Here is a 25,413-nt window from a genome sequence, read left to right as displayed (position 1 = left end):
AACCCCTTCCTGCACAGGAAGGGGTTTCTTTTTGTGATACTTCCCACAACTCCATACTTCTCCCTCTCGCTTTGTGCAGTTGCACAATGCCGCCGCTTATTATCTTCCCTATGCTTGAGCTCTGCTCACAGGAGGGGTTTATGGCTGGCTGGCATCTTGATACCAAAATGGCGCAGGATATCGTAGCGCGAACCATGCGCATCATTGATACCAATATCAACGTAATGGATGCCCGCGGGCGGATCATTGGCAGCGGCGATCGCGAACGAATTGGTGAATTGCACGAAGGCGCGCTGCTGGTGCTTTCGCAAGGTCGGGTGGTCGATATTGACGATGCGGTAGCCCGGCATTTACACGGCGTGCGTCAGGGGATAAACCTGCCGCTGCGTCTGGAAGGCGAAATCGTTGGCGTTATCGGTCTTACTGGCGAGCCGGAACATCTGCGCAAGTATGGCGAACTGGTGTGCATGACCGCCGAAATGATGCTGGAACAGTCGCGTCTGATGCATCTGTTAGCGCAGGATAGCCGTCTGCGTGAAGAGCTGGTGATGAACCTGATTCAGGCTGAAGAGAATACCCCGGCGCTGATGGAATGGGCACAGCGATTGGGCATTGATTTGAACCAGCCGCGCGTGGTGGCGGTAGTGGAGGTCGACAGCGGTCAGCTTGGCGTTGATAGTGCGATGGCGGAGCTACAGCAATTGCAGAACGCGTTGACTACACCCGAACGTAATAATCTGATTGCGATTGTTTCTCTGACCGAGATGGTGGTGCTGAAACCAGCGCTCAATCAGTTTGGCCGCTGGGACGCTGAAGATCATCGCAAGCGCGTTGAGCAACTGATTGCCCGCATGAAAGAGAATGGACAACTGCGTTTTCGCGTGTCGCTGGGCAACTATTTTACCGGGCCCGGCAGCATTGCCCGTTCGTATCGTACGGCGCGCACCACCATGATGGTCGGCAAGCAGCGGATGCCGGAAAGCCGGAGCTATTTCTATCAGGACTTGATGTTGCCGGTGCTGCTGGACAGCCTGCGCGGCGGCTGGCAGGCCAATGAGCTGGCGCGCCCGCTGGTAAGGCTGAAAGCGATGGATAACAACGGTTTGCTGCGTCGAACATTATCGGCATGGTTTCGACATAACGTTCAGCCGCTGGCGACCTCAAAAGCATTGTTTATTCACCGCAATACGCTGGAGTATCGCCTGAACCGTATTTCAGAGCTGACCGGGCTGGATCTGGGGAATTTTGACGATCGACTGCTGCTGTATGTGGCGTTGCAGCTGGATGAGCAGCATTGATTAATTGCCTGATAAGCGTAGCGCTATCAGGCAACAATCTACTTATTTGCGCGTCAGTTTTTCCAGATCGGCTTCAATCTCGCTGATCTTGTTGGTCACGACGCTTTCCAGATGACGTAAATCATCGAGGATCTTGCGTTTAAGATCGACTTCGCTGCGATCTCGCTGGCAGATCTGATCCAGTTCGTCGATCACGTAGCGCAGGTTGGGACTGATCTCCTGCACTTCTTTGTAACCCTGGCCGACGCCATCGGCGACAACCGTTTTACGCTGACGGGGATATTTGAACTTCACGCTCTTGGCAAAAAACTCGCCTTTATCCTTCTGGAAATAGATTTTCAGGATATCGTTGTTGGCTTCTTGCCGCAGGCTGTAACGATCGATCTCTTCAGGATTAGTAATGCCCAGACTTTTCAGATTGTCATACATAGCGGTACCCTTAAGCTCACTATAACCATTGAATAATTAACGAAAAGCCTTGTTTATGCCACTCGCAGATGTAAAAAAAGCGGGCTAAGCCCGCTTTTTCAAATCGCTGTTAGTCGATGGTGCGTAACAGTTCGTTGATTCCCACTTTGCCACGCGTTTTGGCATCGACTTTCTTCACAATCACCGCGCAGTACAGGCTGTATTTGCCATCTTTCGACGGCAGGTTGCCGGAGACGACCACGGAGCCCGCCGGAACGCGGCCGTAATGCACTTCGCCGGTTTCGCGATCGTAAATACGGGTGCTCTGGCCGATATACACACCCATAGAGATGACGGAGCCTTCTTCGACGATCACGCCTTCAACCACTTCAGAGCGCGCGCCGATGAAGCAGTTGTCTTCGATGATGGTCGGGTTAGCCTGCAACGGTTCCAGTACGCCGCCGATACCAACGCCACCGGACAGGTGTACGTTCTTACCGATTTGCGCACAGGAACCCACGGTCGCCCAGGTATCAACCATCGTACCTTCATCAACATAAGCGCCGATGTTCACGTAAGACGGCATCAGCACGGTGTTACGGGCGATAAACGCGCCCTGACGCACTGCCGCAGGCGGAACCACGCGGAAACCTTCTTTCTGGAAGCGCGCTTCGTCGTAGTTGGCGAATTTCATCGGCACTTTATCGAAGTAACGGCTTTCCGCACCCTCGATAACCTGATTATCGTTAATACGGAAAGAGAGCAGGACCGCCTTTTTCAGCCACTGATGCGTGACCCACTGACCCTCAATCTTTTCTGCGACGCGCAGTGCACCGGAATCCAGTAAAGAAATAACCTGATTCACCGCTTCGCGGGTTACGGTATCTACATTTGCCGGAGTAATGTCGGCACGGCGCTCGAAAGCGGACTCAATAACGTTCTGTAACTGCTGCATTGTTAAACTCTTTCCATAATAAATAAAAACATTACCCTTTATCGTTTGGATTGAGGGCCTCTGTCAACCGTTGATGCACTTCCTGCTGCAGCTCATTATTAAGGGCGCGCCGGTCGGCGGTGGCGATTATGAATAAATCTTCTACTCGCTCGCCAATAGTTGTAATTCGGGCGCCATGCAGCGAAATTCCCAGATCGGCAAAAATCTGCCCGACCCGCGCCAGCAGTCCTGGCTGGTCGAGAGCGATAAGCTCAAGAAATGATTTTCGGTCGGTATGGGTCGGCAGAAAAGTGACCTCGGTATCGACGGTAAAGTGACGTAATTTTGCCGGCTGGCGACGCGGTTGCGGCGGCTGCCAGCTACGCTGGGTGATCGCCTGTTCAAGCCCAAAACGGATCGCTTCGTGTCGGTCTGACGACAGCGGGCTACCGTCTGGTTCCAGCACAATGAACGTATCCATCGCCATCCCATCGCGGGTGGTGAAGATTTGCGCATCGTGGACGCTAAGATTGCGCCTGTCCAGTTCGGCGCAGACGGCAGCAAACAGGTAAGGGCGGTCAGGGCTCCAGATGAAAATTTCCGTCCCGCCTCGCGTGGCCTGCGGGCTGAGCAGGATCAGCGGCTTGCTGAGATCGTGTTGCAGCAGATGACGTGCATGCCAGGCCAACTGATTTGGGCTGTGACGTACAAAATAGTTGGCGCGACAGCGCGACCAGATATGGTGTAGCGCTTCTTCATCAATGTTGTCCATGCGCAGTAGCGCCAGCGCCTGAAGCTGATGATGGCGTACGCGCTCACGCATATCCGGCGTGTTTTGCATCCCGCGCCGTAACTGTTTTTCCGTCGCGAAGTACAGCTCGCGCAGCAAGCTTTGCTTCCAGCTATTCCACAGCGTTTCGTTGGTGGCGCAAATATCTGCGACGGTCAGGCACACCAAAAAGCGCAGACGATGTTCCGTTTGCACCTCTTCGGCGAATTGCTTAATGACTTCGGGATCCTGAATATCGCGGCGCTGAGCGGTAACCGACATCAGCAAATGCTGGCGCACCAGCCACACGATCAGTTGCGTTTCGCGGGAGTTCAGACCGTGCAGTTCGGCGAATTTGAGCACATCCTGGGCGCCGAGAACCGAGTGATCGCCGCCGCGACCTTTGGCGATATCGTGGAACAGCGCGGCAATCAGAATCAGCTCCGGCTGTCGCAGACGCGGCCACAGATCCACGCACAGCGGATGGCGCTGACGGGTCTCTTCGTTAGCAAAACTTTCCAGCTTAAGCATTACGCGAATAGTGTGTTCATCCACCGTATATGCATGAAACAGGTCAAACTGCATTTGGCCGACAATATGCGACCATTGCGGCATATAGGCCCACAACACGCTGTGGCGATGCATAGGCAGCAGGCCGCGACTCACCGCGCCCGGATGGCGCAACATACTGAGAAACAGCGAACGCGCTTCCGGGATGTAGCACAGCGGCTGCGTTAAATGACGGCGGGCATGACGTAAATGGCGCAGCGTAGTGGAGTAAATTCCGCTGATCGCGCTATTACGCACCATGATGTAAAACATCCGCAATATCGCTTCGGGTTTGCGAATAAACAGGTCGTCGTCGCGCAGATCAATCAACGTGCCGCGCAGTTGAAAGTCGTCATCAATCGGACGTGGTTTTTCATCGGCGGGCAGGGCGAGGATCGCCTCGTCGAACAGTTGCAACAGCATGTGGTTCAGTTCGCTGACCCGTCGTGTGACGCGGAAATAGTCTTTCATCATCCGCTCGATAGGCTCGTTGCCTTCACCGCCGTAGTTCAGGCGTTGCGCCACGCTGAGCTGACGATCAAACAGCAGACGGTTGTCGTAACGACTAACGACCAGATGCAGGGCAAAGCGAATGCGCCACAGGATATGCAAACATTCATTCAGCTCGGCACGTTCTGCCTGCGTCAAAAAGCCGAAACCGACCATTTCATCCAGTGAGGTGGCGCCAAAATGGCGGCGGGCCACCCATTGCAGGGTATGAATATCGCGCAGGCCGCCGGGGCTACTTTTGATATCCGGCTCCAGGTTGTAGCTGGTGCCGTGATAGCGCTGGTGGCGCTGATTCTGCTCTTCAACTTTGGCTGCGTAAAACTTATCGGACGGCCAGAAACCTTCGCTAAAAATATGCTTTTGTAGCTCAAGAAACAGCGCCACATCACCAATCAGCAGGCGTGTTTCAATCAGGTTGGTGGCGACGGTTAAATCTGACAATCCTTCCAGCAGACACTCTTCCAGCGTGCGCACGCTGTGCCCAACCTCGAGCCTCACGTCCCATAGCAGCGTTAACAGTTCGCCAACTTTTTCGGCCTGCGCGTCTGGTAGCTTTTTACGACTCAGGATCAGCAGGTCAATATCGGAAAGCGGATGCAGTTCGCCGCGCCCGTAACCGCCAACGGCAACCAGCGCCAGGTCGGCAATTTGACCGAAACCGGCTTCAATCCACAGACGTTGCAGTAACTGGTCAATAAACTCGGTGCGGGCCTCAATCAGCTGCTCTGCGGAAATCCCGCTGTCAAACGCGTCACCTAACCAGTGCTGGAAAGTGTCGATATGCGCTTTAATGCCGGGGCAGTTGAGATCGTGCTGCGGCCAGGTTCCGGGGTTCTGCGGTTGGCCTGGCAGGGTGGGGAGGGCAGTATTTGCGTGTTGTTCAGGAAGAGTATTCATTATGCGCCACCCATTAAAAAAGCCGGATGACGGCGTGAACGCCTTACCCGGCCTACGAAGTAGTACAATTTGTAGGCCTGATAAGATGCGGGTGCATCGCCATCAGGCAAAACATTATTCGTCGTGTGTGATAATCGCCGGGATGGTGTCATCCTTGCGTAATGTCAGAATTTCACAGCCTTTTTCCGTCACCACAATAGTATGCTCGTACTGAGCAGACAAGCTCCGATCTTTGGTTTTCACCGTCCACCCGTCTTTCATGGTGCGGATGCGGTAATCACCGGCATTCAGCATGGGTTCTACGGTGAAGGTCATGCCCGGCTGCAGTACCACACCGCCGTCGTCTGCATCGTAGTGCAGAACCTGCGGCTCTTCATGGAAGCCGCGACCGATGCCGTGACCGCAATATTCACGAACCACAGAGAAGCCTTCGCCTTCCGCGTATTTCTGAATCGCAGCGCCCAGCGTGCGCAGGCGAATACCCGGTTTTACCATCCGCAGCGCCAGATACAGGCTTTCCTGCGTGACGCGGCACAAACGCTCGCCCAGAATGGTTGGTTTGCCGACGATGAACATTTTCGAGGTATCACCGTGGAACTCGTCTTTAATCACGGTTACGTCGATGTTGACGATATCGCCGTCTTTCAGGAGCTTGGCGTCGTCCGGGATCCCATGGCACACCACTTCATTAATAGAGATGCACACGGACTTTGGATAACCGTGATAGCCCAGGCAGGCGGAAATGGCCTGCTGCTCATTCACGATGTAGTCATTACAGATACGATCCAGTTCGCCGGTGCTGACGCCTGGCTTAACAAACGGTTCGATCATTTCCAGTACATCGGCGGCCAGACGGCCAGCGACGCGCATTTTTTCGATTTCTTCAGGGGTCTTGATTGAGATAGCCATGAATTCTGTCCATCAGTGCCGATGATATCGGCAATAATTGTTTAAGTGGTGCCAATGGTATCAGTCCGGCATACATGCTGCCAAATTGAGAATCATTCTGAACTTCGCCTTTCGTGCCACAGGTGCGTTGGCCGTAATTTTTCACTCCAGCCGCTTACTGCATGTAGGCTCCCGGAGATGCAAAAATTGGCTGCCTCCCCGTAACACGAAATTCATCGTTCATTCAGCACGCACCGCCAACAATTATTGGTGTCGGTAGCGTATTTGTGGTATAAAGCGCGCCGGACTTCCGATCCATTTGAAGACTACACACGATGGACGGGAGCGACAAATCTCACTTTGTGTAACAACACACACGTATCGGCACATATTCCGGGGTGCCCTTTGGGGTCGGTAATATGGGATGCGTGGAGGCTTAACCCCAACTTTTATATATAGAGGTTTTAATCATGGCAACTGTTTCCATGCGCGACATGCTCAAGGCTGGTGTTCACTTCGGTCACCAGACCCGTTACTGGAACCCGAAAATGAAGCCGTTCATCTTCGGTGCGCGTAACAAAGTTCACATCATCAACCTTGAGAAAACTGTACCGATGTTCAACGAAGCTCTGGCTGAACTGAACAAGATCTCTGCTCGTAAAGGTAAAATCCTTTTCGTTGGTACTAAACGCGCTGCAAGCGAAGCGGTGAAAGAAGCTGCTAACAACTGCGACCAGTTCTTCGTGAACCATCGCTGGTTGGGCGGCATGCTGACTAACTGGAAAACCGTTCGTCAGTCCATCAAACGTCTGAAAGATCTGGAAACTCAGTCTCAGGACGGTACTTTCGAAAAGCTGACCAAGAAAGAAGCGCTGATGCGTACTCGTGAGCTTGAGAAACTGGAAAACAGCCTGGGCGGTATCAAAGACATGGGCGGTCTGCCGGACGCTCTGTTCGTAATCGATGCTGACCACGAGCACATTGCTATCAAAGAAGCAAACAACCTGGGTATCCCAGTATTTGCTATCGTTGATACCAACTCTGATCCGGACGGTGTTGACTTCGTTATCCCGGGTAACGACGACGCAATCCGTGCTGTGACCCTGTACCTGGGCGCTGTAGCTACTACCGTTCGTGAAGGCCGTTCTCAGGATCTGGCTTCCCAGGCGGAAGAAAGCTTCGTAGAAGCTGAATAATAAGGCACGCTCGTTCGAGCCCCCTTATAAACCAGGTAGTATCACGTTTGGTTAGGGGCCCTTTAGGCCCCTTTTTCACTTTTAAATCTGTGCGGTTTCATGCCGGGCAGATCAAATCTTCCGAGGATTTTAGAATGGCTGAAATTACCGCATCCCTGGTAAAAGAGCTGCGTGAGCGTACTGGCGCAGGCATGATGGATTGCAAAAAAGCACTGACTGAAGCTAATGGCGACATCGAGCTGGCAATCGAAAACATGCGTAAGTCCGGCGCAATCAAAGCGGCGAAAAAAGCAGGCAACGTTGCTGCTGACGGCGTAATCAAAACCAAAATCGACGGCAACATCGCTTTCATTCTGGAAGTTAACTGCCAGACTGACTTCGTTGCTAAAGATGCTGGTTTCCAGGCATTTGCTGACAAAGTACTGGACGCTGCCGTTGCTGGCAAAATCACTGACGTTGAAGTTCTGAAAGCGCAGTTCGAAGAAGAGCGTGTTGCTCTGGTTGCTAAAATCGGTGAGAACATCAACATCCGTCGCGTTGCTTCCCTGGAAGGCGAAGTTCTGGGTAACTACCAGCACGGTGCTCGTATCGGTGTTCTGGTTGCTGCAACTGGCGCTGACGAAGAGCTGGTTAAACAGCTGGCAATGCACGTTGCTGCAAGCAAACCAGAATTCGTTAAGCCGGAAGACGTTTCTGCTGAAGTGGTAGAGAAAGAATACCAGGTTCAGCTGGACATCGCGATGCAGTCTGGCAAGCCGAAAGAAATCGCAGAGAAAATGGTTGAAGGCCGCATGAAGAAATTCACCGGCGAAGTTTCTCTGACTGGTCAGCCTTTCGTTATGGATCCGAGCAAATCTGTTGGTCAGCTGCTGAAAGAGCACAACGCTGATGTAACAGGCTTCATCCGCTTTGAAGTGGGTGAAGGTATCGAGAAAGTTGAGACTGACTTTGCAGCAGAAGTTGCTGCGATGTCCAAGCAGTCTTAATTTTTAAAGGAGCCGCCTGAGGGCGGCTTCTTTTTGTGTCTGGCTTGTAAATTCAGCGAACCGCTATAGTGGTCATGCTGAAAAGCGACATACAATGTCGCCGGAATTAATTCATCTCATTCGTTGACAGTCTCAGGAAAGAAACATGGCTACCAATGCAAAACCCGTCTACAAACGTATTCTGCTTAAGTTAAGTGGCGAAGCTCTGCAAGGTTCAGAAGGCTTCGGTATTGATGCAAGCATCCTTGACCGTATGGCTCAGGAAATCAAAGAGCTGGTTGAGCTGGGTATCCAGGTTGGCGTAGTGATTGGTGGTGGTAACCTGTTCCGTGGCGCTGGTCTGGCGAAAGCAGGGATGAACCGCGTTGTGGGCGACCACATGGGCATGTTAGCCACCGTCATGAACGGTCTGGCGATGCGCGATGCGCTTCACCGCGCCTATGTGAACGCTCGCTTGATGTCCGCAATTCCTCTGAATGGCGTATGTGATAACTACAGTTGGGCGGAAGCAATCAGCCTGCTGCGTAACAACCGCGTTGTTATTTTGTCTGCGGGTACTGGCAATCCGTTCTTCACTACCGACTCTGCTGCTTGCCTGCGTGGTATTGAAATTGAAGCGGATGTGGTACTGAAAGCCACCAAAGTCGATGGCGTATTTACGGCTGACCCGGCTAAAGATCCAACGGCGACTATGTACGAACAGTTGACCTATGCTGAAGTACTGGATAAAGAGCTGAAAGTGATGGATCTTGCGGCGTTTACGCTGGCTCGTGACCACAAATTACCGATTCGTGTCTTTAACATGAACAAACCGGGTGCGCTGCGCCGTGTTGTTATGGGTGAAAAAGAAGGCACGTTAATCACGGAATAATTCCCGTTGCGGCTAAATGCAGGTAATATTCCGCTTTAATGTCGCGGGATACGTCCCTCAAAATTAATCAAGACTATACTTGTCACATCTTGCGTGGTGGGTATGGTCTGACTGAAACAAGCTTTCAAGGATTCGTAACGTGATCAACGATATCAGAAAAGATGCTGAAGTACGCATGGACAAATGCGTCGAAGCGTTCAAAAACCAAATCAGCAAAATTCGCACGGGCCGTGCTTCTCCTAGCCTGCTGGATGGTATTGTCGTGGAATATTACGGCACACCGACCCCGCTGCGCCAGTTGGCAAGCGTAACGGTTGAAGATTCCCGTACCCTGAAAATCAACGTGTTCGACCGTTCTATGGGGCCAGCCGTTGAAAAAGCAATTATGGCTTCCGACCTCGGTCTGAATCCAAGCTCTGCGGGTTCCGACATCCGCGTTCCGCTGCCGCCGCTGACTGAAGAACGTCGTAAAGATCTGACCAAGATCGTGCGTGGCGAAGCTGAAGGCGCGCGCGTTGCCGTACGTAACGTACGCCGCGATGCCAACGACAAAGTGAAAGCGTTGTTGAAAGAAAAAGAGATCAGCGAAGATGACGATCGCCGTTCTCAGGACGACGTACAGAAACTGACTGACGCAGCTATCAAGAAAGTTGATGCGGCGCTGGCAGAGAAAGAAACGGAACTGATGCAGTTCTGATTCTCCTGTACGCTAAAAACGCCGCTTAGAAGGCCTGAGAAGGCTGGATGGCGGCGTTTTGCTTTTTTCTGTCTATATACTCTAAATAATTCGAGTTGCAGGAAGGCGGCGACGCAGGGCATCCCCGGGAGCGTACACCCGTGCGTGACAGGGGTGAACGAGGAGAGCCAACGTACATGCAACTTGAAGTATGACGAGTAAAATTCTTCTGGATGTCTGATGAAGCAATTAACCATCCTGGGATCAACCGGTTCCATTGGTTGCAGTACGCTGGATGTAGTACGCCATAACCCGGAAAAATTCCGCGTTGCTGCGTTGGTGGCGGGTAAAAATGTCGTCCGTATGGTTGAGCAATGTCTGGAATTTTCTCCTCGCTATGCGGTAATGGACGATGAAAAAAGCGCTGCGTTGGTAAAAGCAGCTCTGCTGGAGCAGGGCAGTCGTACTGAGGTTATGAGCGGGCAGCAGGCTGCCTGTGATATGGCTGCGCTGGATGATGTTGATCAGGTTATGGCGGCGATTGTCGGCGCGGCGGGCTTGCTACCGACGCTGGCGGCAATCCGCGCGGGCAAAAGCATTTTGCTGGCGAATAAAGAGTCACTGGTGACCTGCGGGCGTCTGTTTATGGACGACGTGCAACGCCACAAAGCACAGCTTTTGCCGGTAGATAGCGAACATAACGCGATTTTTCAGAGTTTACCGCAACCTATCCAACACAATCTGGGATACGCTGACCTTGAGCAAAATGGCGTCATATCAGTTTTGCTTACCGGGTCTGGTGGCCCTTTCCGTGAAACGGCATTGCGCGATCTGGTTTCTATGACCCCCGATCAAGCATGTCGTCATCCGAATTGGTCGATGGGACGAAAAATCTCTGTCGATTCAGCCACCATGATGAATAAAGGTCTGGAATACATTGAAGCGCGTTGGTTATTTAATGCCAATGCAAGCCAGATGGAAGTGCTGATTCACCCGCAGTCGGTTATTCATTCGATGGTGCGTTATCAGGATGGTAGCGTTCTGGCGCAGTTGGGGGAACCTGATATGCGTACACCTATTGCTCATACGATGGCATGGCCAGAACGAGTGACGTCCGGCGTCAAGCCTGTCGACTTTTGCAAGCTCAGCGCGTTGACGTTTTCCGCACCTGATTACCAGCGTTATCCATGCCTGAAACTGGCGATGGACGCGTTTGAGCAAGGGCAGGCGGCGACGACCGCTTTGAACGCAGCGAATGAAATTACCGTTGCCGCATTTCTGGCGCAGCAGATCCGATTTACCGATATTGCTGACCTGAATTTATCCGTGCTGGATAAGATGGATTTGCAGGAGCCACAGAGCGTTGATGACGTGCTGAAGGTTGATGCTATCGCGCGGGAAGTCGCCAGAAAAGAAGTGATGCGACGCTCAAGCTGATGATAATCCCTCCTCGGAGAATCGCGCTATTTGTTAGCGTTGGGCTTCAGTGATATAGTCTGCGCCACTCGATCGCGGGTATTTGTTTTTTTTCGGTCGGGTAAGCCGTGGTTTGACACGGCTTTTTTGTGGATGCACAAAATCATTCAGGTTGCATCAAGGTGGCAAGTGGATGAGTCCCCTGGAGCATACAAAGAGTATGTGACTTGGGCGAAGATCACAGCCGACGAAGGAGCAGCCTGAAGGATGAAGCGCAAAAGGCTTCAGTATTCCTGAGTACCGTATAATCCTTTCAGGGACTAAAAACGCGTTATGTTGTCTGCAACTAAACCATTAAGCGAAAATTTGCCAGCACATGGTTGTCGCCATGTAGCAATTATCATGGATGGCAATGGCCGCTGGGCGAAAAAGCAAGGGAAGATTCGCGCCTTTGGACATAAGGCCGGAGCAAAGTCCGTCCGCCGGGCTGTCTCTTTTGCTGCCAATAACGGTATTGATGCGTTAACGCTGTATGCCTTTAGCAGTGAGAACTGGAACCGACCTGCGCAGGAAGTGAGCGCGTTAATGGAGCTGTTTGTGTGGGCGCTTGATAGCGAAGTGAAAAACCTGCACCGCCATAACGTACGTCTGCGTATTATCGGGGATATCAGTCGATTTAACTCACGTTTGCAAGAACGGATTCGCAAATCAGAAGCGATTACTGCCCAGAATACCGGGTTGACGCTAAATATTGCAGCGAATTACGGTGGACGGTGGGATATAGTCCAGGGAGTCAGACAACTGGCACAACAGGTGCAGGATGGTCTGCTGCGTCCAGAGCAAATCGATGAAGAGATGCTGGGGCAGCAAATTTGTATGCATGAACTGGCTCCTGTGGATTTAGTGATAAGGACTGGGGGAGAGCATCGAATTAGTAATTTTCTGTTGTGGCAAATTGCCTATGCCGAACTTTACTTTACGGATGTTCTCTGGCCCGATTTCGATGAACAAGACTTTGAAGGTGCGCTGCATGCCTTTGCTAATCGTGAGCGTCGTTTCGGCGGCACCGAGCCCGGTGATGAAAAAGCCTGATGGGGGTCGCTTTTGCTGAAGTATCGCCTGATTTCTGCTTTTGTTTTAATACCCGTTGTCATCGCGGCGCTGTTTTTGCTGCCGCCGGTGGGGTTCGCCATTGTTACGCTGGCCGTCTGTATGCTGGCCGCCTGGGAATGGGGACAGTTAAGCGGTTTTACCACGCGTACGCAGCGAGTCTGGCTGGCTGTTTTGTGCGGGCTATTGCTGGCACTGATGCTATTTTTGTTGCCGGAATACCATCGCAATATTCATCAGCCGCTGGTTGAAGTATCGCTGTGGGCGTCGCTGGGCTGGTGGGTCGTGGCGCTGTTACTGGTGCTGTTTTATCCCGGCTCTGCGTCGGTCTGGCGTAATTCCAAAACATTACGCATAATTTTCGGCGTGTTAACCATAGTCCCTTTCTTTTGGGGAATGCTGGCGCTACGTGCATGGCACTATGATGAGAATCATTATAGTGGCGCGCTATGGCTGCTGTATGTCATGATTCTCGTCTGGGGAGCGGACTCGGGTGCCTATATGTTTGGTAAGCTGTTTGGCAAACATAAGCTGGCGCCGAAGGTTTCTCCTGGTAAAACCTGGCAGGGTTTTATTGGCGGACTCGCCACTGCTGCCGTGATCTCATGGGGTTATGGCATGTGGGCGAATCTTGAGGTTGCGCCTGTCACCTTGCTTATTTGCTCCATCGTTGCAGCCCTGGCCTCCGTGCTGGGTGATCTGACCGAGAGTATGTTTAAGCGTGAAGCAGGTATTAAGGACAGTGGTCACTTAATACCAGGACACGGCGGTATTTTGGATCGTATTGATAGCCTGACGGCTGCGGTACCGGTCTTTGCCTGCCTGTTGTTACTGGTATTCAGGACGCTCTAACGGATGGTCTTATGCTGAGTATTCTCTGGAATCTGGCTGCATTCATCGTTGCACTTGGTGTGCTTATCACCGTGCATGAATTTGGTCATTTCTGGGTTGCACGGCGCTGCGGAGTCCGCGTCGAACGCTTTTCCATTGGCTTTGGAAAAGCGCTTTGGCGGCGTACCGATAAATCAGGTACGGAATACGTCATCGCCCTGATTCCCCTCGGCGGTTACGTCAAAATGCTGGATGAGCGCGCTGAACCGGTCGCACCGGAGCTGCGCCATTACGCTTTCAACAATAAAACGGTTGGACAACGCGCAGCCATCATCGCCGCAGGTCCGATTGCCAACTTCCTTTTTGCTATTTTCGCGTATTGGCTGGTGTTTATCATCGGTGTCCCTGGCGTTCGTCCGGTTGTTGGTGAAATAACACCCAACTCGATTGCCGCACAGGCGCAAATTCAGCCGGGTACGGAACTAAAAGCGGTTGATGGTATCGAAACCCCTGATTGGGATGCCGTGCGATTACAACTGGTATCCAAAATTGGCGATGAACATACGACTCTCAGCGTGGCGCAGTTTGGCAGCAACCAGCGGCAGGACAAAACGCTGGATTTACGCCATTGGGCATTTGAGCCAGACAAAGAGGATCCTGTTTCCAGTTTAGGGATTCGCCCACGCGGTCCGCAGATTGAATCGGTGCTGTCAGAAGTGCAGGTAAACTCCGCTGCAAGTAAGGCGGGTTTGCAAGCTGGCGACAGGATCGTTAAAGTCAATGGTCAGCCGCTGACGCAATGGATGACGTTCGTGACGCTGGTGCGCGATAATCCGGATAAGCCGTTAGCGCTAGATATTGAAAGACAAGGAAGTTCCTTGTCTTTAACGTTAACCCCAGATTCAAAACAGGTTAACGGGAAGGCAGAGGGTTTTGCGGGCGTGGTGCCTAAAGTTATTCCTCTGCCTGATGAGTATAAGACTGTACGCCAGTATGGGCCATTCAGCGCCATCCTCGAAGCCTCGGATAAAACGTGGCAGTTGATGAAGCTGACGGTCAGTATGCTGGGAAAATTGATTACCGGTGATGTAAAACTGAACAACCTCAGTGGGCCGATTTCTATCGCCCAGGGGGCTGGGATGTCAGCGGAGTTCGGGGTTATTTATTACCTGATGTTCCTTGCGCTTATCAGCGTGAACTTAGGGATAATCAACCTGTTTCCGTTGCCCGTTCTTGACGGGGGGCATCTGCTGTTCCTGGCGATTGAAAAGCTGAAGGGCGGTCCGGTATCCGAGCGGGTTCAAGACTTTAGTTATCGCATTGGCTCTATCTTGCTGGTGTTGTTAATGGGGCTTGCACTTTTCAATGATTTCTCTCGGTTGTAAGAGAGTGTTAGGAAGAACGCATAATAACGATGGCGATGAAAAAGTTGCTCATAGCGTCGCTGCTGTTTAGCAGCGCCACCGTATACGGTGCTGAAGGGTTCGTAGTGAAGGACATTCATTTCGAAGGCCTACAGCGAGTCGCCGTTGGTGCGGCTCTCCTCAGTATGCCGGTGCGCACAGGCGACACGGTTAATGATGAAGACATCAGTAATACCATTCGTGCTCTGTTCGCCACCGGTAACTTTGAGGATGTCCGCGTCCTGCGCGATGGTGATACCCTTCTGGTTCAGGTAAAAGAACGTCCGACGATTGCCAGCATCACTTTCTCCGGTAACAAATCGGTGAAAGATGACATGCTCAAGCAAAACCTCGAGGCTTCTGGTGTGCGTGTTGGCGAGTCTCTGGATCGCACTACGCTAGCCGATATCGAAAAAGGGCTGGAAGATTTCTACTATAGCGTCGGTAAGTACAGCGCCAGTGTGAAAGCGGTGGTAACGCCGTTGCCGCGTAACCGCGTTGACCTCAAGCTGGTCTTCCAGGAAGGCGTTTCGGCGAAGATCCAACAGATCAATATCGTCGGCAACCATGCTTTCTCGACCGACGAACTGATCTCTCACTTCCAACTGCGTGATGAAGTGCCGTGGTGGAACGTGGTGGGCGATCGTAAATACCAGAAACAGAAACTGGCGGGCGATCTTGAAACCTTGCGCAGCTACTATCTGGATCGCGGTTATGCTCGCTTCAATATCGATTCCACCCAGGTTAGCCTGACGCCGGATAAAAAAGGTATCTACATTACCGTTAACATCACTGAAGGCGATCAATACAAGCTTTCAGGGGTTCAGGTGAGCGGTAACCTGGCTGGGCACTCCGCCGAAATTGAGACCCTGACCAAAATCGAGCCAGGCGAACTCTATAACGGCACCAAAGTGACCAAAATGGAAGATGATATCAAGAAGCTTCTGGGTCGCTATGGCTATGCCTATCCGCGCGTACAGTCGCAACCTGAAATCAACGACGCCGACAAAACCGTTAAATTACGCGTAAACGTGGATGCAGGTAACCGTTTCTACGTGCGTAAGATTCGTTTTGAAGGTAACGACACTTCTAAAGATTCCGTTCTGCGTCGCGAAATGCGCCAGATGGAAGGTGCCTGGTTGGGTAGCGATCTGGTTGATCAGGGTAAAGAGCGTCTGAACCGTCTGGGTTACTTTGAAACTGTCGATACCGATACTCAGCGTGTACCGGGCAGCCCGGATCAGGTTGATGTGGTCTATAAGGTTAAAGAGCGTAACACCGGTAGCTTTAACTTCGGCGTTGGTTACGGTACTGAAAGCGGCGTGAGCTTCCAGGCTGGCGTTCAGCAAGATAACTGGTTAGGTACCGGTTATTCAGTCGGGATCAACGGCACCAAAAACGACTATCAGACCTATACTGAGTTGTCTGTCACCAACCCATATTTCACCGTTGATGGGGTGAGCCTTGGTGGTCGCGTTTTCTACAATGACTTTAAAGCGGATGATGCAGACCTGTCCGACTATACCAACAAAAGTTATGGTACTGACGCAACGCTCGGCTTCCCGATCAACGAATACAACACCTTGCGTGCGGGTGTGGGTTATGTGCATAACTCCTTGTCTAACATGGATCCACAGGTTGCAATGCAACGTTATCTGGTTTCAATGGGTAAGGATCCTGACGCTGATAGCTTTAAATCAGACGATTTCACCTTCAACTATGGGTGGACATATAACAAGCTGGACCGTGGGTACTTCCCAACGGAAGGTACGCGTGTCAACCTGAACGGTAAAGTAACCATTCCGGGTTCTGACAACGAATACTACAAAGCGACGTTGGATACCGCGACCTATGTGCCGATCGATGACGATCACAAATGGGTTGTTCTGGGTCGCACGAAGTGGGGCTATGGTGACGGCATCGGCAGCAAAGAGATGCCGTTCTACGAGAACTTCTATGCGGGTGGTTCCAGCACCGTGCGTGGTTTCCAGTCCAACACCATCGGTCCAAAGGCTGTCTATTTACCGGCTAATCGTTATAACAACGATAGCGATTACGATAACGAATGTGACGCCACCAATACTTCACCGTGTAAATCGGATGATGCGGTGGGCGGTAACGCCATGGCTGTCGCCAGCCTGGAATTCATTACCCCGACGCCGTTTATCAGCGACAAGTATGCCAACTCGGTCCGTACCTCGTTCTTCTGGGATATGGGTACCGTTTGGGATACGAACTGGGATTCAGCTAAGTACTCTGGTTATCCGGACTACAGCGATCCGAACAATATCCGTATGTCAGCGGGTATCGCTTTACAATGGATGTCCCCATTGGGGCCGTTGGTTTTCTCCTACGCCCAGCCGTTCAAGAAGTACGATGGAGACAAAGCGGAACAGTTCCAGTTTAACATTGGTAAAACCTGGTAATTGTTCTTCGCAAAGGAATGTAGTGGTAGTGTAGCGATGACTTTAGGCGATCTTGCATGGGATCGCCTGGCCACGCAAAGAACTGTACCTTCGGGTGCAAATGGGATGGTAAGGAGTTAATTGTGAAAAAGTGGTTATTAGCTGCAGGTCTCGGTTTAGCGATGGCAACGTCCGCACAGGCTGCTGACAAAATTGCAATCGTCAACATGGGTAGCTTGTTCCAACAGGTTGCACAGAAGACGGGCGTTTCTGCTACGCTGGAAAACGAGTTCAAAGGCCGTGCCAGCGAACTGCAGCGTATGGAATCTGATCTGCAATCTAAAATGCAGCGTCTGCAATCCATGAAAGCGGGTAGCGATCGTACCAAGCTGGAAAAAGACGTCATGGCTCAGCGTCAGACTTTCTCTCAGAAAGCTCAGGCTTTTGAGCAGGATCGTGCGCGTCGTTCCAACGAAGAACGTGGCAAACTGGTTACTCGTATCCAGACAGCTGTGAAATCTGTTGCTAACAGTCAGAGCATCGATCTGGTTGTTGACGCAAACACCGTTGCATACAACAGCAGCGATGTAAAAGACATCACCGCTGACGTACTGAAACAGGTTAAATAAGTAATGCCTTCAATTCGACTGGCTGATTTAGCAGAGCAGTTGGATGCAGAATTACACGGTGATGGCGATATCGTCATCACCGGCGTAGCGTCCATGCAATCTGCGCAAACTGGCAATATCACGTTCATGGTGAATCCTAAGTACCGTGAACACTTAGGCGTATGCCAGGCCTCTGCCGTTGTGATGACGCAGGACGATCTTCCTTTTGCTAAGAGTGCTGCGCTGGTAGTGAAGAATCCCTACCTGACCTATGCACGTATGGCGCAAATCTTAGATACCACGCCGCAGCCCGCACATAACATTGCACCGAGTGCAGTGATCGATGCGACGGCGAAGCTGGGTAATAATGTTTCTGTGGGCGCAAATGCGGTCATTGAGTCTGGCGTAGAACTGGGCGATAACGTCGTTATCGGCGCAGGCTGCTTCGTCGGAAAAAATACTAAAATCGGCGCAGGTTCACGCTTGTGGGCGAATGTGACGATTTACCACGACATTCAGATCGGTGAGAATTGCCTGATCCAGTCCAGCACTGTCGTCGGATCTGATGGATTTGGTTACGCGAACGATCGCGGTAACTGGGTGAAGATCCCGCAGCTTGGTCGCGTGATTATCGGCGATCGCGTCGAGATCGGCGCTTGTACCACCATTGACCGTGGTGCGCTGGACGATACTGTGATCGGTAATGGTGTTATCATTGATAACCAGTGCCAGATTGCGCATAACGTTGTGATTGGCGACAATACGGCGGTAGCCGGTGGCGTCATTATGGCGGGTAGCCTGAAGATTGGCCGTTACTGCATGATTGGCGGCGCCAGCGTGATCAATGGGCATATGGAAATATGCGATAAAGTCACGGTTACTGGCATGGGTATGGTGATGCGTCCTATCACCGAACCTGGCGTCTATTCCTCAGGCATTCCGCTACAGCCCAATAAGGTATGGCGTAAAACAGCTGCACTGGTGATGAATATTGATGATATGAGCAAGCGTCTCAAAGCGATTGAGCGCAAGGTTAATCAACAAGACTAAAGCACCGTTTTTGCATGTCTGACTTTTCGGCCTGTCCCATTCATACGATTGCGACAGGCCGTGTTATTATTGCCTTTTAGTATATTTTGACAGGAAGAGTATTTTGACTACTAACACTCATACTCTGCATATTGAAGAGATTTTAGAACTTCTGCCGCACCGTTTTCCGTTTCTGCTGGTTGACCGCGTGCTGGATTTTGAAGAAGGTCGCTTTCTGCGCGCAGTGAAAAATGTATCTGTTAACGAGCCTTTCTTCCAGGGCCACTTCCCGGGTAAACCTATTTTCCCTGGCGTACTGATTCTGGAAGCAATGGCGCAGGCCACTGGTATCCTCGCGTTTAAAAGCGTAGGGAAACTGGAACCAGGTGAACTGTACTATTTTGCGGGTATTGACGAAGCGCGCTTTAAGCGTCCTGTCGTGCCAGGCGATCAGATGATCATGGAAGTGACTTTCGAGAAAACGCGCCGCGGCCTGACCCGTTTTAAAGGGGTTGCGCTGGTCGACGGTAAAGTTGTGTGCGAAGCAACGATGATGTGTGCCCGTAGCCGGGAGGCCTGATACGTGATTGATAAATCCGCCTTTATTCACCCAACTGCCATTGTGGAAGAAGGCGCCAGCATTGGCGCTAACGCTCACATTGGCCCATTTTGTATTGTTGGACCCCATGTTGAAATTGGTGAGGGTACCGTACTGAAGTCTCACGTTGTCGTGAATGGCCATACAAAAATTGGTCGCGATAACGAGATCTATCAGTTTGCCTCCATCGGTGAAGTTAACCAGGATCTGAAATATGCTGGCGAACCGACCCGCGTGGAAATTGGCGATCGCAACCGCATCCGCGAAAGCGTCACCATTCATCGTGGCACAGTGCAGGGCGGTGGAGTGACGAAGGTGGGCAGCGATAACTTACTGATGATTAATGCGCACGTCGCGCATGATTGTACGGTAGGCAACCGCTGTATTCTGGCGAATAACGCCACGCTTGCCGGGCATGTATCGCTGGATGATTTTGTTATCATCGGCGGCATGACTGCGGTGCATCAGTTCTGCATCATCGGCGCGCATGTGATGGTTGGCGGCTGTTCTGGCGTTGCTCAGGACGTGCCTCCATACGTTATCGCCCAGGGCAACCACGCAACGCCATTTGGCGTCAATATCGAAGGTCTGAAGCGTCGTGGGTTCACCCGCGAAGCGATTACCGCGATTCGTAATGCCTACAAAGCGTTGTACCGTAGTGGTAAAACGCTGGAAGAAGTGAAACCGGAAATCGCGGAACTGGCGAAACAATACCCTGAAGTTCAGGCTTTCAGCGACTTCTTTGAGCGCTCAACGCGTGGTCTGATTCGTTAATGACTGAGCAGCGTCCTTTAACGATTGCCCTCGTCGCCGGAGAAACCTCCGGCGATATTCTTGGTGCAGGGTTAATCCGTGCACTCAAGGCTCGCGTTCCCAATGCGCGTTTTGTTGGCGTGGCGGGTCCGCTGATGCAGGCCGAAGGCTGTGAAGCCTGGTACGAAATGGAAGAGCTGGCGGTAATGGGCATTGTTGAAGTGCTCGGACGCCTGCGCCGGTTACTGCATATTCGCGCCGATCTCACTCGCCGATTTACCGACTTAAAGCCGGATGTTTTCGTCGGTATTGATGCGCCTGATTTCAATATTACCCTCGAAGGGAATTTGAAAAAGCAGGGCATTAAAACCATTCATTACGTCAGCCCCTCTGTGTGGGCCTGGCGACAGAAACGCGTTTTCAAAATAGGCAGATCCACCAATATGGTGCTGGCCTTTCTGCCTTTCGAAAAAGCGTTTTATGACAAATTTAACGTCCCGTGCCGCTTTATCGGTCATACCATGGCAGATGCCATGCCGTTGGACCCGGATAAAAACGCGGCTCGCGATGTTCTGGGTATTCCCCATGACGCTCACTGCCTGGCGCTATTGCCAGGAAGCCGTGGCGCAGAAGTGGAGATGCTCAGCGCCGATTTTCTGAAAACGGCGCAGTTGTTACGTCAGCATTATCCAGATCTCGAAGTGGTAGTGCCGTTGGTGAATGCCAAACGTCGCGAGCAGTTTGAGCGCATTAAAGCTGAAGTTGCACCGGAGCTTTCCGTACATCTGCTTAATGGGATGGGACGTGAAGCGATGGTTGCCAGCGATGCCGCACTGCTGGCTTCAGGCACCGCTGCGCTGGAATGTATGCTGGCAAAATGCCCGATGGTGGTTGGCTATCGTATGAAACCTTTCACCTTCTGGCTGGCGAAGCGTCTGGTGAAGACCGATTACGTTTCGCTACCTAACCTGCTGGCGGGAAGAGAACTGGTTAAAGAGCTGTTGCAGGAAGAGTGCGAACCGCAGGCGCTGTCGCAAGCGCTGTTGCCGTTGCTGGCGAATGGCAAAACCCGCCATGTGATGCACGACACATTCCGTGAACTGCATCAGCAGATCCGTTGCAACGCTGATGAGCAGGCGGCGGATGCGGTCCTGGAGTTAGCGCAATGATTGAATTTGTATATCCGCATACGCATTTAGTGGCGGGTGTAGATGAAGTTGGACGTGGTCCTTTAGTCGGCGCGGTCGTCACTGCCGCCGTCATTCTGGATCCGGCTCGCCCTATTATCGGTCTTAACGACTCAAAAAAACTGTCGGAAAAACGTCGCCTGGCGCTATTCGATGAGATTAAAGAAAAAGCGTTAAGCTGGAGCCTGGGGCGTGCTGAACCACATGAAATCGACGAGTTGAATATTTTACATGCCACTATGCTGGCCATGCAGCGTGCGGTTGCGGGTCTGCATATAGCGCCGGAATACGTACTGATCGACGGCAATCGTTGCCCGGCATTACCGGTGCCATCGCTGGCGGTGGTAAAAGGTGATAGCCGCGTGGCGGAGATTAGCGCGGCGTCGATACTGGCAAAAGTCACTCGTGATGCTGAAATGGCGGCCCTGGATACGGTGTTCCCGCAGTATGGCTTTGCACAGCACAAAGGCTATCCAACCGCTTTTCATCTGGAAAAGTTGGCAATGCATGGCGCAACAGAGCACCATCGCCGTAGTTTTGGCCCCGTCAAACGCGCACTGGGACTCACGTCCTGATTCTTGTGTCGAAGGAATCTGAAGATGTCTGAACCTCGTTTCGTCCACCTGCGGGTGCACAGCGACTACTCCATGATCGATGGGCTGGCGAAAACCGGGCCGCTGGTGAAAAAGGCGGCCGCGTTAGGCATGCCTGCGCTGGCGATCACCGATTTTACCAACCTGTGTGGTCTGGTGAAGTTTTACGGAGCGGGTCACGGTGCGGGTATCAAGCCAATAGTTGGCGCAGATTTTCATGTCCGTAGCGAGCTGCTGGGCGATGAACTCACGCAGCTCACCGTGCTGGCCGCAAACAATACCGGCTATCAGAACCTGACGTTGTTGATATCGAAAGCCTATCAGCGTGGTTATGGCGCAGAAGGGCCGGTCATTGACCGGGATTGGTTGGCCGAGTTAAAAGAAGGTTTGATTTTGCTCTCCGGCGGCCGCATGGGCGACGTTGGGCGCAGCCTGCTGCGCGGTAATAGCGCACTGGTTGATGAGTGCGTAGCGTTTTACGAAGAACATTTTCCAAATTGTTACTTCCTCGAGCTTATCCGCACCGGCAGGCAAGATGAAGAAAATTATCTGCATGCAGCGGTAGAACTGGCGGAAAGGCGTGGTCTTCCGGTGGTGGCGACCAACGATGTTCGTTTCCTTGAAACCGGTGATTTTGACGCGCATGAAATCCGCGTGGCAATCCATGACGGGTTCACCCTTGACGACCCGAAACGCCCGCGTAATTATTCGCCGCAGCAGTACATGCGTAGCGAAGATGAGATGTGCGAGCTGTTTTCCGATATTCCGGAAGCGCTGCAAAACACCGTTGAGATAGCTAAGCGCTGTAACGTGACGGTACGTCTGGGTGAGTATTTCCTGCCACAGTTCCCGACCGGTGATATGACCACCGAGGATTTCCTCGTGGCGAAATCGCGCGAAGGTCTGGAAGAGCGTCTGGCGTTTTTGTTCCCGGACCCTGAAGTTCGCGCGCAGAAGCGCCCGCCTTATGACGAACGTCTGGAAGTTGAACTTAAAGTTATCAACCAGATGGGATTTCCTGGCTACTTCCTGATCGTGATGGAATTTATCCAGTGGTCGAAAGATAACGGCGTACCGGTAGGCCCTGGACGTGGTTCCGGTGCCGGCTCGCTTGTCGCCTATGCGCTGAAAATTACCGACCTGGATCCGCTGGAATTTGACCTGCTGTTCGAACGATTCCTGAACCCGGAACGTGTCTCAATGCCCGACTTCGACGTTGACTTCTGTATGGAGAAACGCGACCAGGTAATTGAACACGTGGCGGAAATGTACGGTCGTGATGCTGTTTCGCAGATTATTACCTTCGGTACGATGGCGGCCAAAGCGGTTATCCGCGACGTGGGGCGCGTGCTGGGACACCCGTACGGCTTCGTGGACCGTATTTCGAAACTGGTGCCACCCGATCCGGGCATGACGCTGGCAAAAGCCTTTGAAGCCGAACCCCAACTGCCGGAAATCTATGAGGCAGATGAAGAGGTTAAAGCACTGATCGATATGGCGCGTAAGCTGGAAGGCGTCACGCGTAACGCCGGTAAACACGCCGGTGGTGTAGTTATCGCGCCGACCAAAATTACCGATTTTGCGCCGCTGTACTGCGATGAACAGGGGCTGCACCCGGTTACTCAGTTTGATAAGAACGACGTGGAATATGCCGGCCTTGTGAAGTTCGACTTCCTCGGCCTGCGTACGCTCACCATCATCAACTGGGCGCTGGAAATGATTAACGCGCGCCGTGAAAAGAACGGCGAGCCGCCGCTGGATATCGCCGCTATCCCGCTGGATGACAAGAAAAGCTTCGACATGCTGCAACGCTCGGAGACCACGGCGGTCTTCCAGCTTGAATCCCGCGGCATGAAAGATCTTATCAAACGTCTGCAGCCTGACTGCTTCGAAGATATGATCGCTCTGGTGGCCCTGTTCCGTCCTGGTCCGCTACAGTCGGGGATGGTAGATAACTTTATCGACCGTAAGCATGGTCGCGAAGAGATTTCCTACCCGGACGTACAATGGCAGCATGAGTGTCTGAAACCGGTACTGGAGCCGACCTACGGCATTATCCTGTATCAGGAACAGGTTATGCAGATTGCCCAGGAGCTGTCCGGATATACCCTTGGCGGTGCGGACATGTTGCGTCGTGCGATGGGTAAGAAAAAGCCGGAAGAGATGGCTAAGCAGCGCGGCACCTTTGAAGAAGGGGCGAAAAAGCGCGGCGTCGACGGCGAACTGGCGATGAAAATCTTTGACCTGGTGGAGAAATTCGCCGGTTACGGATTTAACAAATCGCACTCCGCTGCCTATGCGCTGGTCTCTTACCAGACGCTATGGCTGAAGGCGCATTACCCCGCCGAGTTTATGGCGGCGGTAATGACCGCCGATATGGATAACACCGAGAAAGTGGTCGGGCTGGTGGATGAATGCTGGCGTATGGGGCTCAAAATCCTGCCGCCGGACATCAACTCCGGGCTTTATCATTTTCACGTGAATGATGATGGCGAAATTGTCTATGGCATCGGCGCGATAAAAGGCGTGGGTGAAGGGCCAATTGAAGCTATTATTGAGGCGCGCAACGAAGGCGGTTACTTCCGCGAGCTGTTTGATCTCTGTGCGCGCACGGACATCAAAAAACTCAACCGCCGGGTGCTGGAAAAGTTAATCATGTCCGGGGCGTTTGACCGCCTAGGTCCGCATCGTGCGGCGCTGATGAATTCGCTCAACGATGCGCTAAAAGCCGCCGATCAGCATGCGAAAGCCGAGGCAACGGGTCAGGCGGACATGTTTGGCGTGCTGGCTGAAGAGCCGGAACAAATTGAACAGTCTTATGCTAACTGTACACCGTGGCCGGAGCAGGTGGTATTAGAAGGGGAACGTGAAACGTTAGGGCTTTACCTGACGGGACACCCCATCAACCAGTATTTAAAAGAAATTGAGCGCTATGTTGGAGGCCACAGGCTGAAAGACATGCATCCGACAGAACGTGGTAAAGTCACCACGGCTGCGGGGCTCGTCATTGCTGCGCGGGTAATGGTCACCAAGCGCGGCAATCGTATCGGCATCTGTACCCTGGATGACCGTTCCGGGCGTCTGGAAGTTATGTTGTTTACCGATGCCCTGGATAAATACCAGCAATTGCTGGAAAAAGACCGCATACTTATCGTCAGCGGACAGGTCAGCTTTGATGACTTCAGCGGCGGGCTTAAAATGATGGCCCGTGAAGTCATGGATATTGACGAAGCCCGGGAAAAATATGCTCGCGGGCTTGCTATCTCGCTGACGGACAGGCAAATTGATGACCAGCTTTTAAACCGACTCCGTCAGTCTCTGGAACCCCACCGCTCGGGGACAATTCCAGTACATCTCTACTATCAGAGGGCGGATGCACGTGCGCGATTGCGTTTTGGCGCAACGTGGCGTGTCTCTCCGAGCGATCGTTTGCTAAACGATCTCCGTGGCCTTATTGGTTCGGAGCAGGTGGAACTGGAGTTTGACTAATACAGGAAT

Annotated in this window: 21 protein-coding genes; 17 read left to right on the top strand and 4 right to left on the bottom strand. The window is 52.3% G+C overall.

The window, feature by feature from the left end:
• Positions 1-140: 140 nt before the first annotated feature.
• Positions 141-1,298, top strand: coding sequence for a DNA-binding transcriptional regulator CdaR (gene cdaR / locus OGW44_RS08720; protein ID WP_016151755.1), 1,158 nt, complete (start codon positions 141-143; stop codon positions 1,296-1,298).
• Positions 1,299-1,340: 42 nt separating this feature from the next.
• Here the strand turns inward: cdaR and OGW44_RS08715 are convergent, their stop codons facing one another.
• The 4 genes from OGW44_RS08715 to map form a co-directional block, all read right to left on the bottom strand.
• A complete protein-coding gene (locus OGW44_RS08715; protein ID WP_003018562.1) occupies positions 1,341-1,727 on the bottom strand; it encodes a DUF3461 family protein in 387 nt (128 codons plus the stop codon).
• A 109-nt stretch (positions 1,728-1,836) separates the two neighbouring features.
• A complete protein-coding gene (dapD, locus tag OGW44_RS08710; RefSeq protein ID WP_003829186.1) occupies positions 1,837-2,661 on the bottom strand; it encodes a 2,3,4,5-tetrahydropyridine-2,6-dicarboxylate N-succinyltransferase in 825 nt (274 codons plus the stop codon).
• A 31-nt stretch (positions 2,662-2,692) separates the two neighbouring features.
• Positions 2,693-5,365, bottom strand: a complete 2,673-nt coding sequence (gene glnD / locus OGW44_RS08705; RefSeq protein WP_016151756.1) for a bifunctional uridylyltransferase/uridylyl-removing protein GlnD — start codon at positions 5,363-5,365, stop codon at positions 2,693-2,695.
• A gap of 114 nt (positions 5,366-5,479) precedes the next feature.
• A complete protein-coding gene (gene map, locus OGW44_RS08700) occupies positions 5,480-6,274 on the bottom strand; it encodes a type I methionyl aminopeptidase (protein WP_016151757.1) in 795 nt (264 codons plus the stop codon).
• Between the two features lie 449 nt (positions 6,275-6,723).
• On the opposite strand from map, the gene rpsB reads away from it, so the two are divergent.
• The 16 genes from rpsB (at position 6,724) to dnaE (ending at position 25,404) form a co-directional block, all read left to right on the top strand.
• On the top strand, positions 6,724-7,449 hold the full coding sequence (rpsB, locus tag OGW44_RS08695; RefSeq protein ID WP_016151758.1) for a 30S ribosomal protein S2: 726 nt from the start codon (positions 6,724-6,726) through the stop codon (positions 7,447-7,449).
• Between the two features lie 134 nt (positions 7,450-7,583).
• Entirely contained in the window at positions 7,584-8,435 is an 852-nt protein-coding gene (gene tsf, locus OGW44_RS08690) for a translation elongation factor Ts (RefSeq protein ID WP_016151759.1), read from the top strand.
• 145 nt (positions 8,436-8,580) lie between these two features.
• Entirely contained in the window at positions 8,581-9,306 is a 726-nt protein-coding gene (gene pyrH / locus OGW44_RS08685; RefSeq protein ID WP_005132114.1) for a UMP kinase, read from the top strand.
• A 139-nt stretch (positions 9,307-9,445) separates the two neighbouring features.
• Positions 9,446-10,003: a ribosome recycling factor gene (gene frr, locus OGW44_RS08680; protein ID WP_016151760.1), complete on the top strand. Its 558-nt coding sequence runs from the start codon at positions 9,446-9,448 to the stop codon at positions 10,001-10,003.
• A gap of 219 nt (positions 10,004-10,222) precedes the next feature.
• Entirely contained in the window at positions 10,223-11,419 is a 1,197-nt protein-coding gene (gene ispC / locus OGW44_RS08675) for a 1-deoxy-D-xylulose-5-phosphate reductoisomerase (protein WP_016155727.1), read from the top strand.
• 312 nt (positions 11,420-11,731) lie between these two features.
• Positions 11,732-12,490 (top strand): (2E,6E)-farnesyl-diphosphate-specific ditrans,polycis-undecaprenyl-diphosphate synthase, encoded by a 759-nt coding sequence (gene ispU, locus OGW44_RS08670; RefSeq protein ID WP_003018543.1) that lies wholly within the window; start codon positions 11,732-11,734, stop codon positions 12,488-12,490.
• A 12-nt stretch (positions 12,491-12,502) separates the two neighbouring features.
• Positions 12,503-13,360, top strand: coding sequence for a phosphatidate cytidylyltransferase (gene cdsA, locus OGW44_RS08665; RefSeq protein WP_016151762.1), 858 nt, complete (start codon positions 12,503-12,505; stop codon positions 13,358-13,360).
• 11 nt (positions 13,361-13,371) lie between these two features.
• A complete protein-coding gene (gene rseP / locus OGW44_RS08660; RefSeq protein WP_016151763.1) occupies positions 13,372-14,724 on the top strand; it encodes a sigma E protease regulator RseP in 1,353 nt (450 codons plus the stop codon).
• 29 nt (positions 14,725-14,753) lie between these two features.
• Positions 14,754-17,168, top strand: a complete 2,415-nt coding sequence (gene bamA / locus OGW44_RS08655) for an outer membrane protein assembly factor BamA (protein WP_016151764.1) — start codon at positions 14,754-14,756, stop codon at positions 17,166-17,168.
• A gap of 122 nt (positions 17,169-17,290) precedes the next feature.
• The gene (gene skp / locus OGW44_RS08650) at positions 17,291-17,776 is read left to right on the top strand and encodes a molecular chaperone Skp (RefSeq protein WP_016151765.1); all 486 of its coding nucleotides are present in this window, start codon (positions 17,291-17,293) and stop codon (positions 17,774-17,776) included.
• A 3-nt stretch (positions 17,777-17,779) separates the two neighbouring features.
• On the top strand, positions 17,780-18,805 hold the full coding sequence (gene lpxD, locus OGW44_RS08645) for a UDP-3-O-(3-hydroxymyristoyl)glucosamine N-acyltransferase (protein ID WP_185654726.1): 1,026 nt from the start codon (positions 17,780-17,782) through the stop codon (positions 18,803-18,805).
• Positions 18,806-18,908: 103 nt separating this feature from the next.
• Complete coding sequence (gene fabZ / locus OGW44_RS08640; RefSeq protein ID WP_003018528.1) at positions 18,909-19,364, top strand: 3-hydroxyacyl-ACP dehydratase FabZ; 456 nt, start codon at positions 18,909-18,911, stop codon at positions 19,362-19,364.
• Positions 19,365-19,367: 3 nt separating this feature from the next.
• Positions 19,368-20,156 carry an acyl-ACP--UDP-N-acetylglucosamine O-acyltransferase gene (gene lpxA, locus OGW44_RS08635; RefSeq protein WP_003018525.1) on the top strand — a complete coding sequence of 263 codons (789 nt, stop codon included), beginning with the start codon at positions 19,368-19,370 and terminating at the stop codon, positions 20,154-20,156.
• Positions 20,156-21,304 (top strand): lipid-A-disaccharide synthase, encoded by a 1,149-nt coding sequence (lpxB, locus tag OGW44_RS08630; protein WP_185654725.1) that lies wholly within the window; start codon positions 20,156-20,158, stop codon positions 21,302-21,304. Before lpxA ends, lpxB begins: the two co-directional genes overlap by 1 nt.
• The gene (rnhB, locus tag OGW44_RS08625; RefSeq protein WP_019078405.1) at positions 21,301-21,897 is read left to right on the top strand and encodes a ribonuclease HII; all 597 of its coding nucleotides are present in this window, start codon (positions 21,301-21,303) and stop codon (positions 21,895-21,897) included. Before lpxB ends, rnhB begins: the two co-directional genes overlap by 4 nt.
• A gap of 24 nt (positions 21,898-21,921) precedes the next feature.
• Positions 21,922-25,404 (top strand): DNA polymerase III subunit alpha, encoded by a 3,483-nt coding sequence (dnaE, locus tag OGW44_RS08620; RefSeq protein ID WP_142418028.1) that lies wholly within the window; start codon positions 21,922-21,924, stop codon positions 25,402-25,404.
• Positions 25,405-25,413: the final 9 nt, after the last annotated feature.

It is taken from the genome of Citrobacter sp. Cb023 (assembly GCF_030336805.1).
In the GTDB taxonomy this organism is placed as follows: Bacteria; Pseudomonadota; Gammaproteobacteria; order Enterobacterales; family Enterobacteriaceae; genus Citrobacter; species Citrobacter braakii.
Note: the sequence above shows the minus strand (reverse complement) of the source record. Positions and strands in the feature narration are given on the sequence as shown.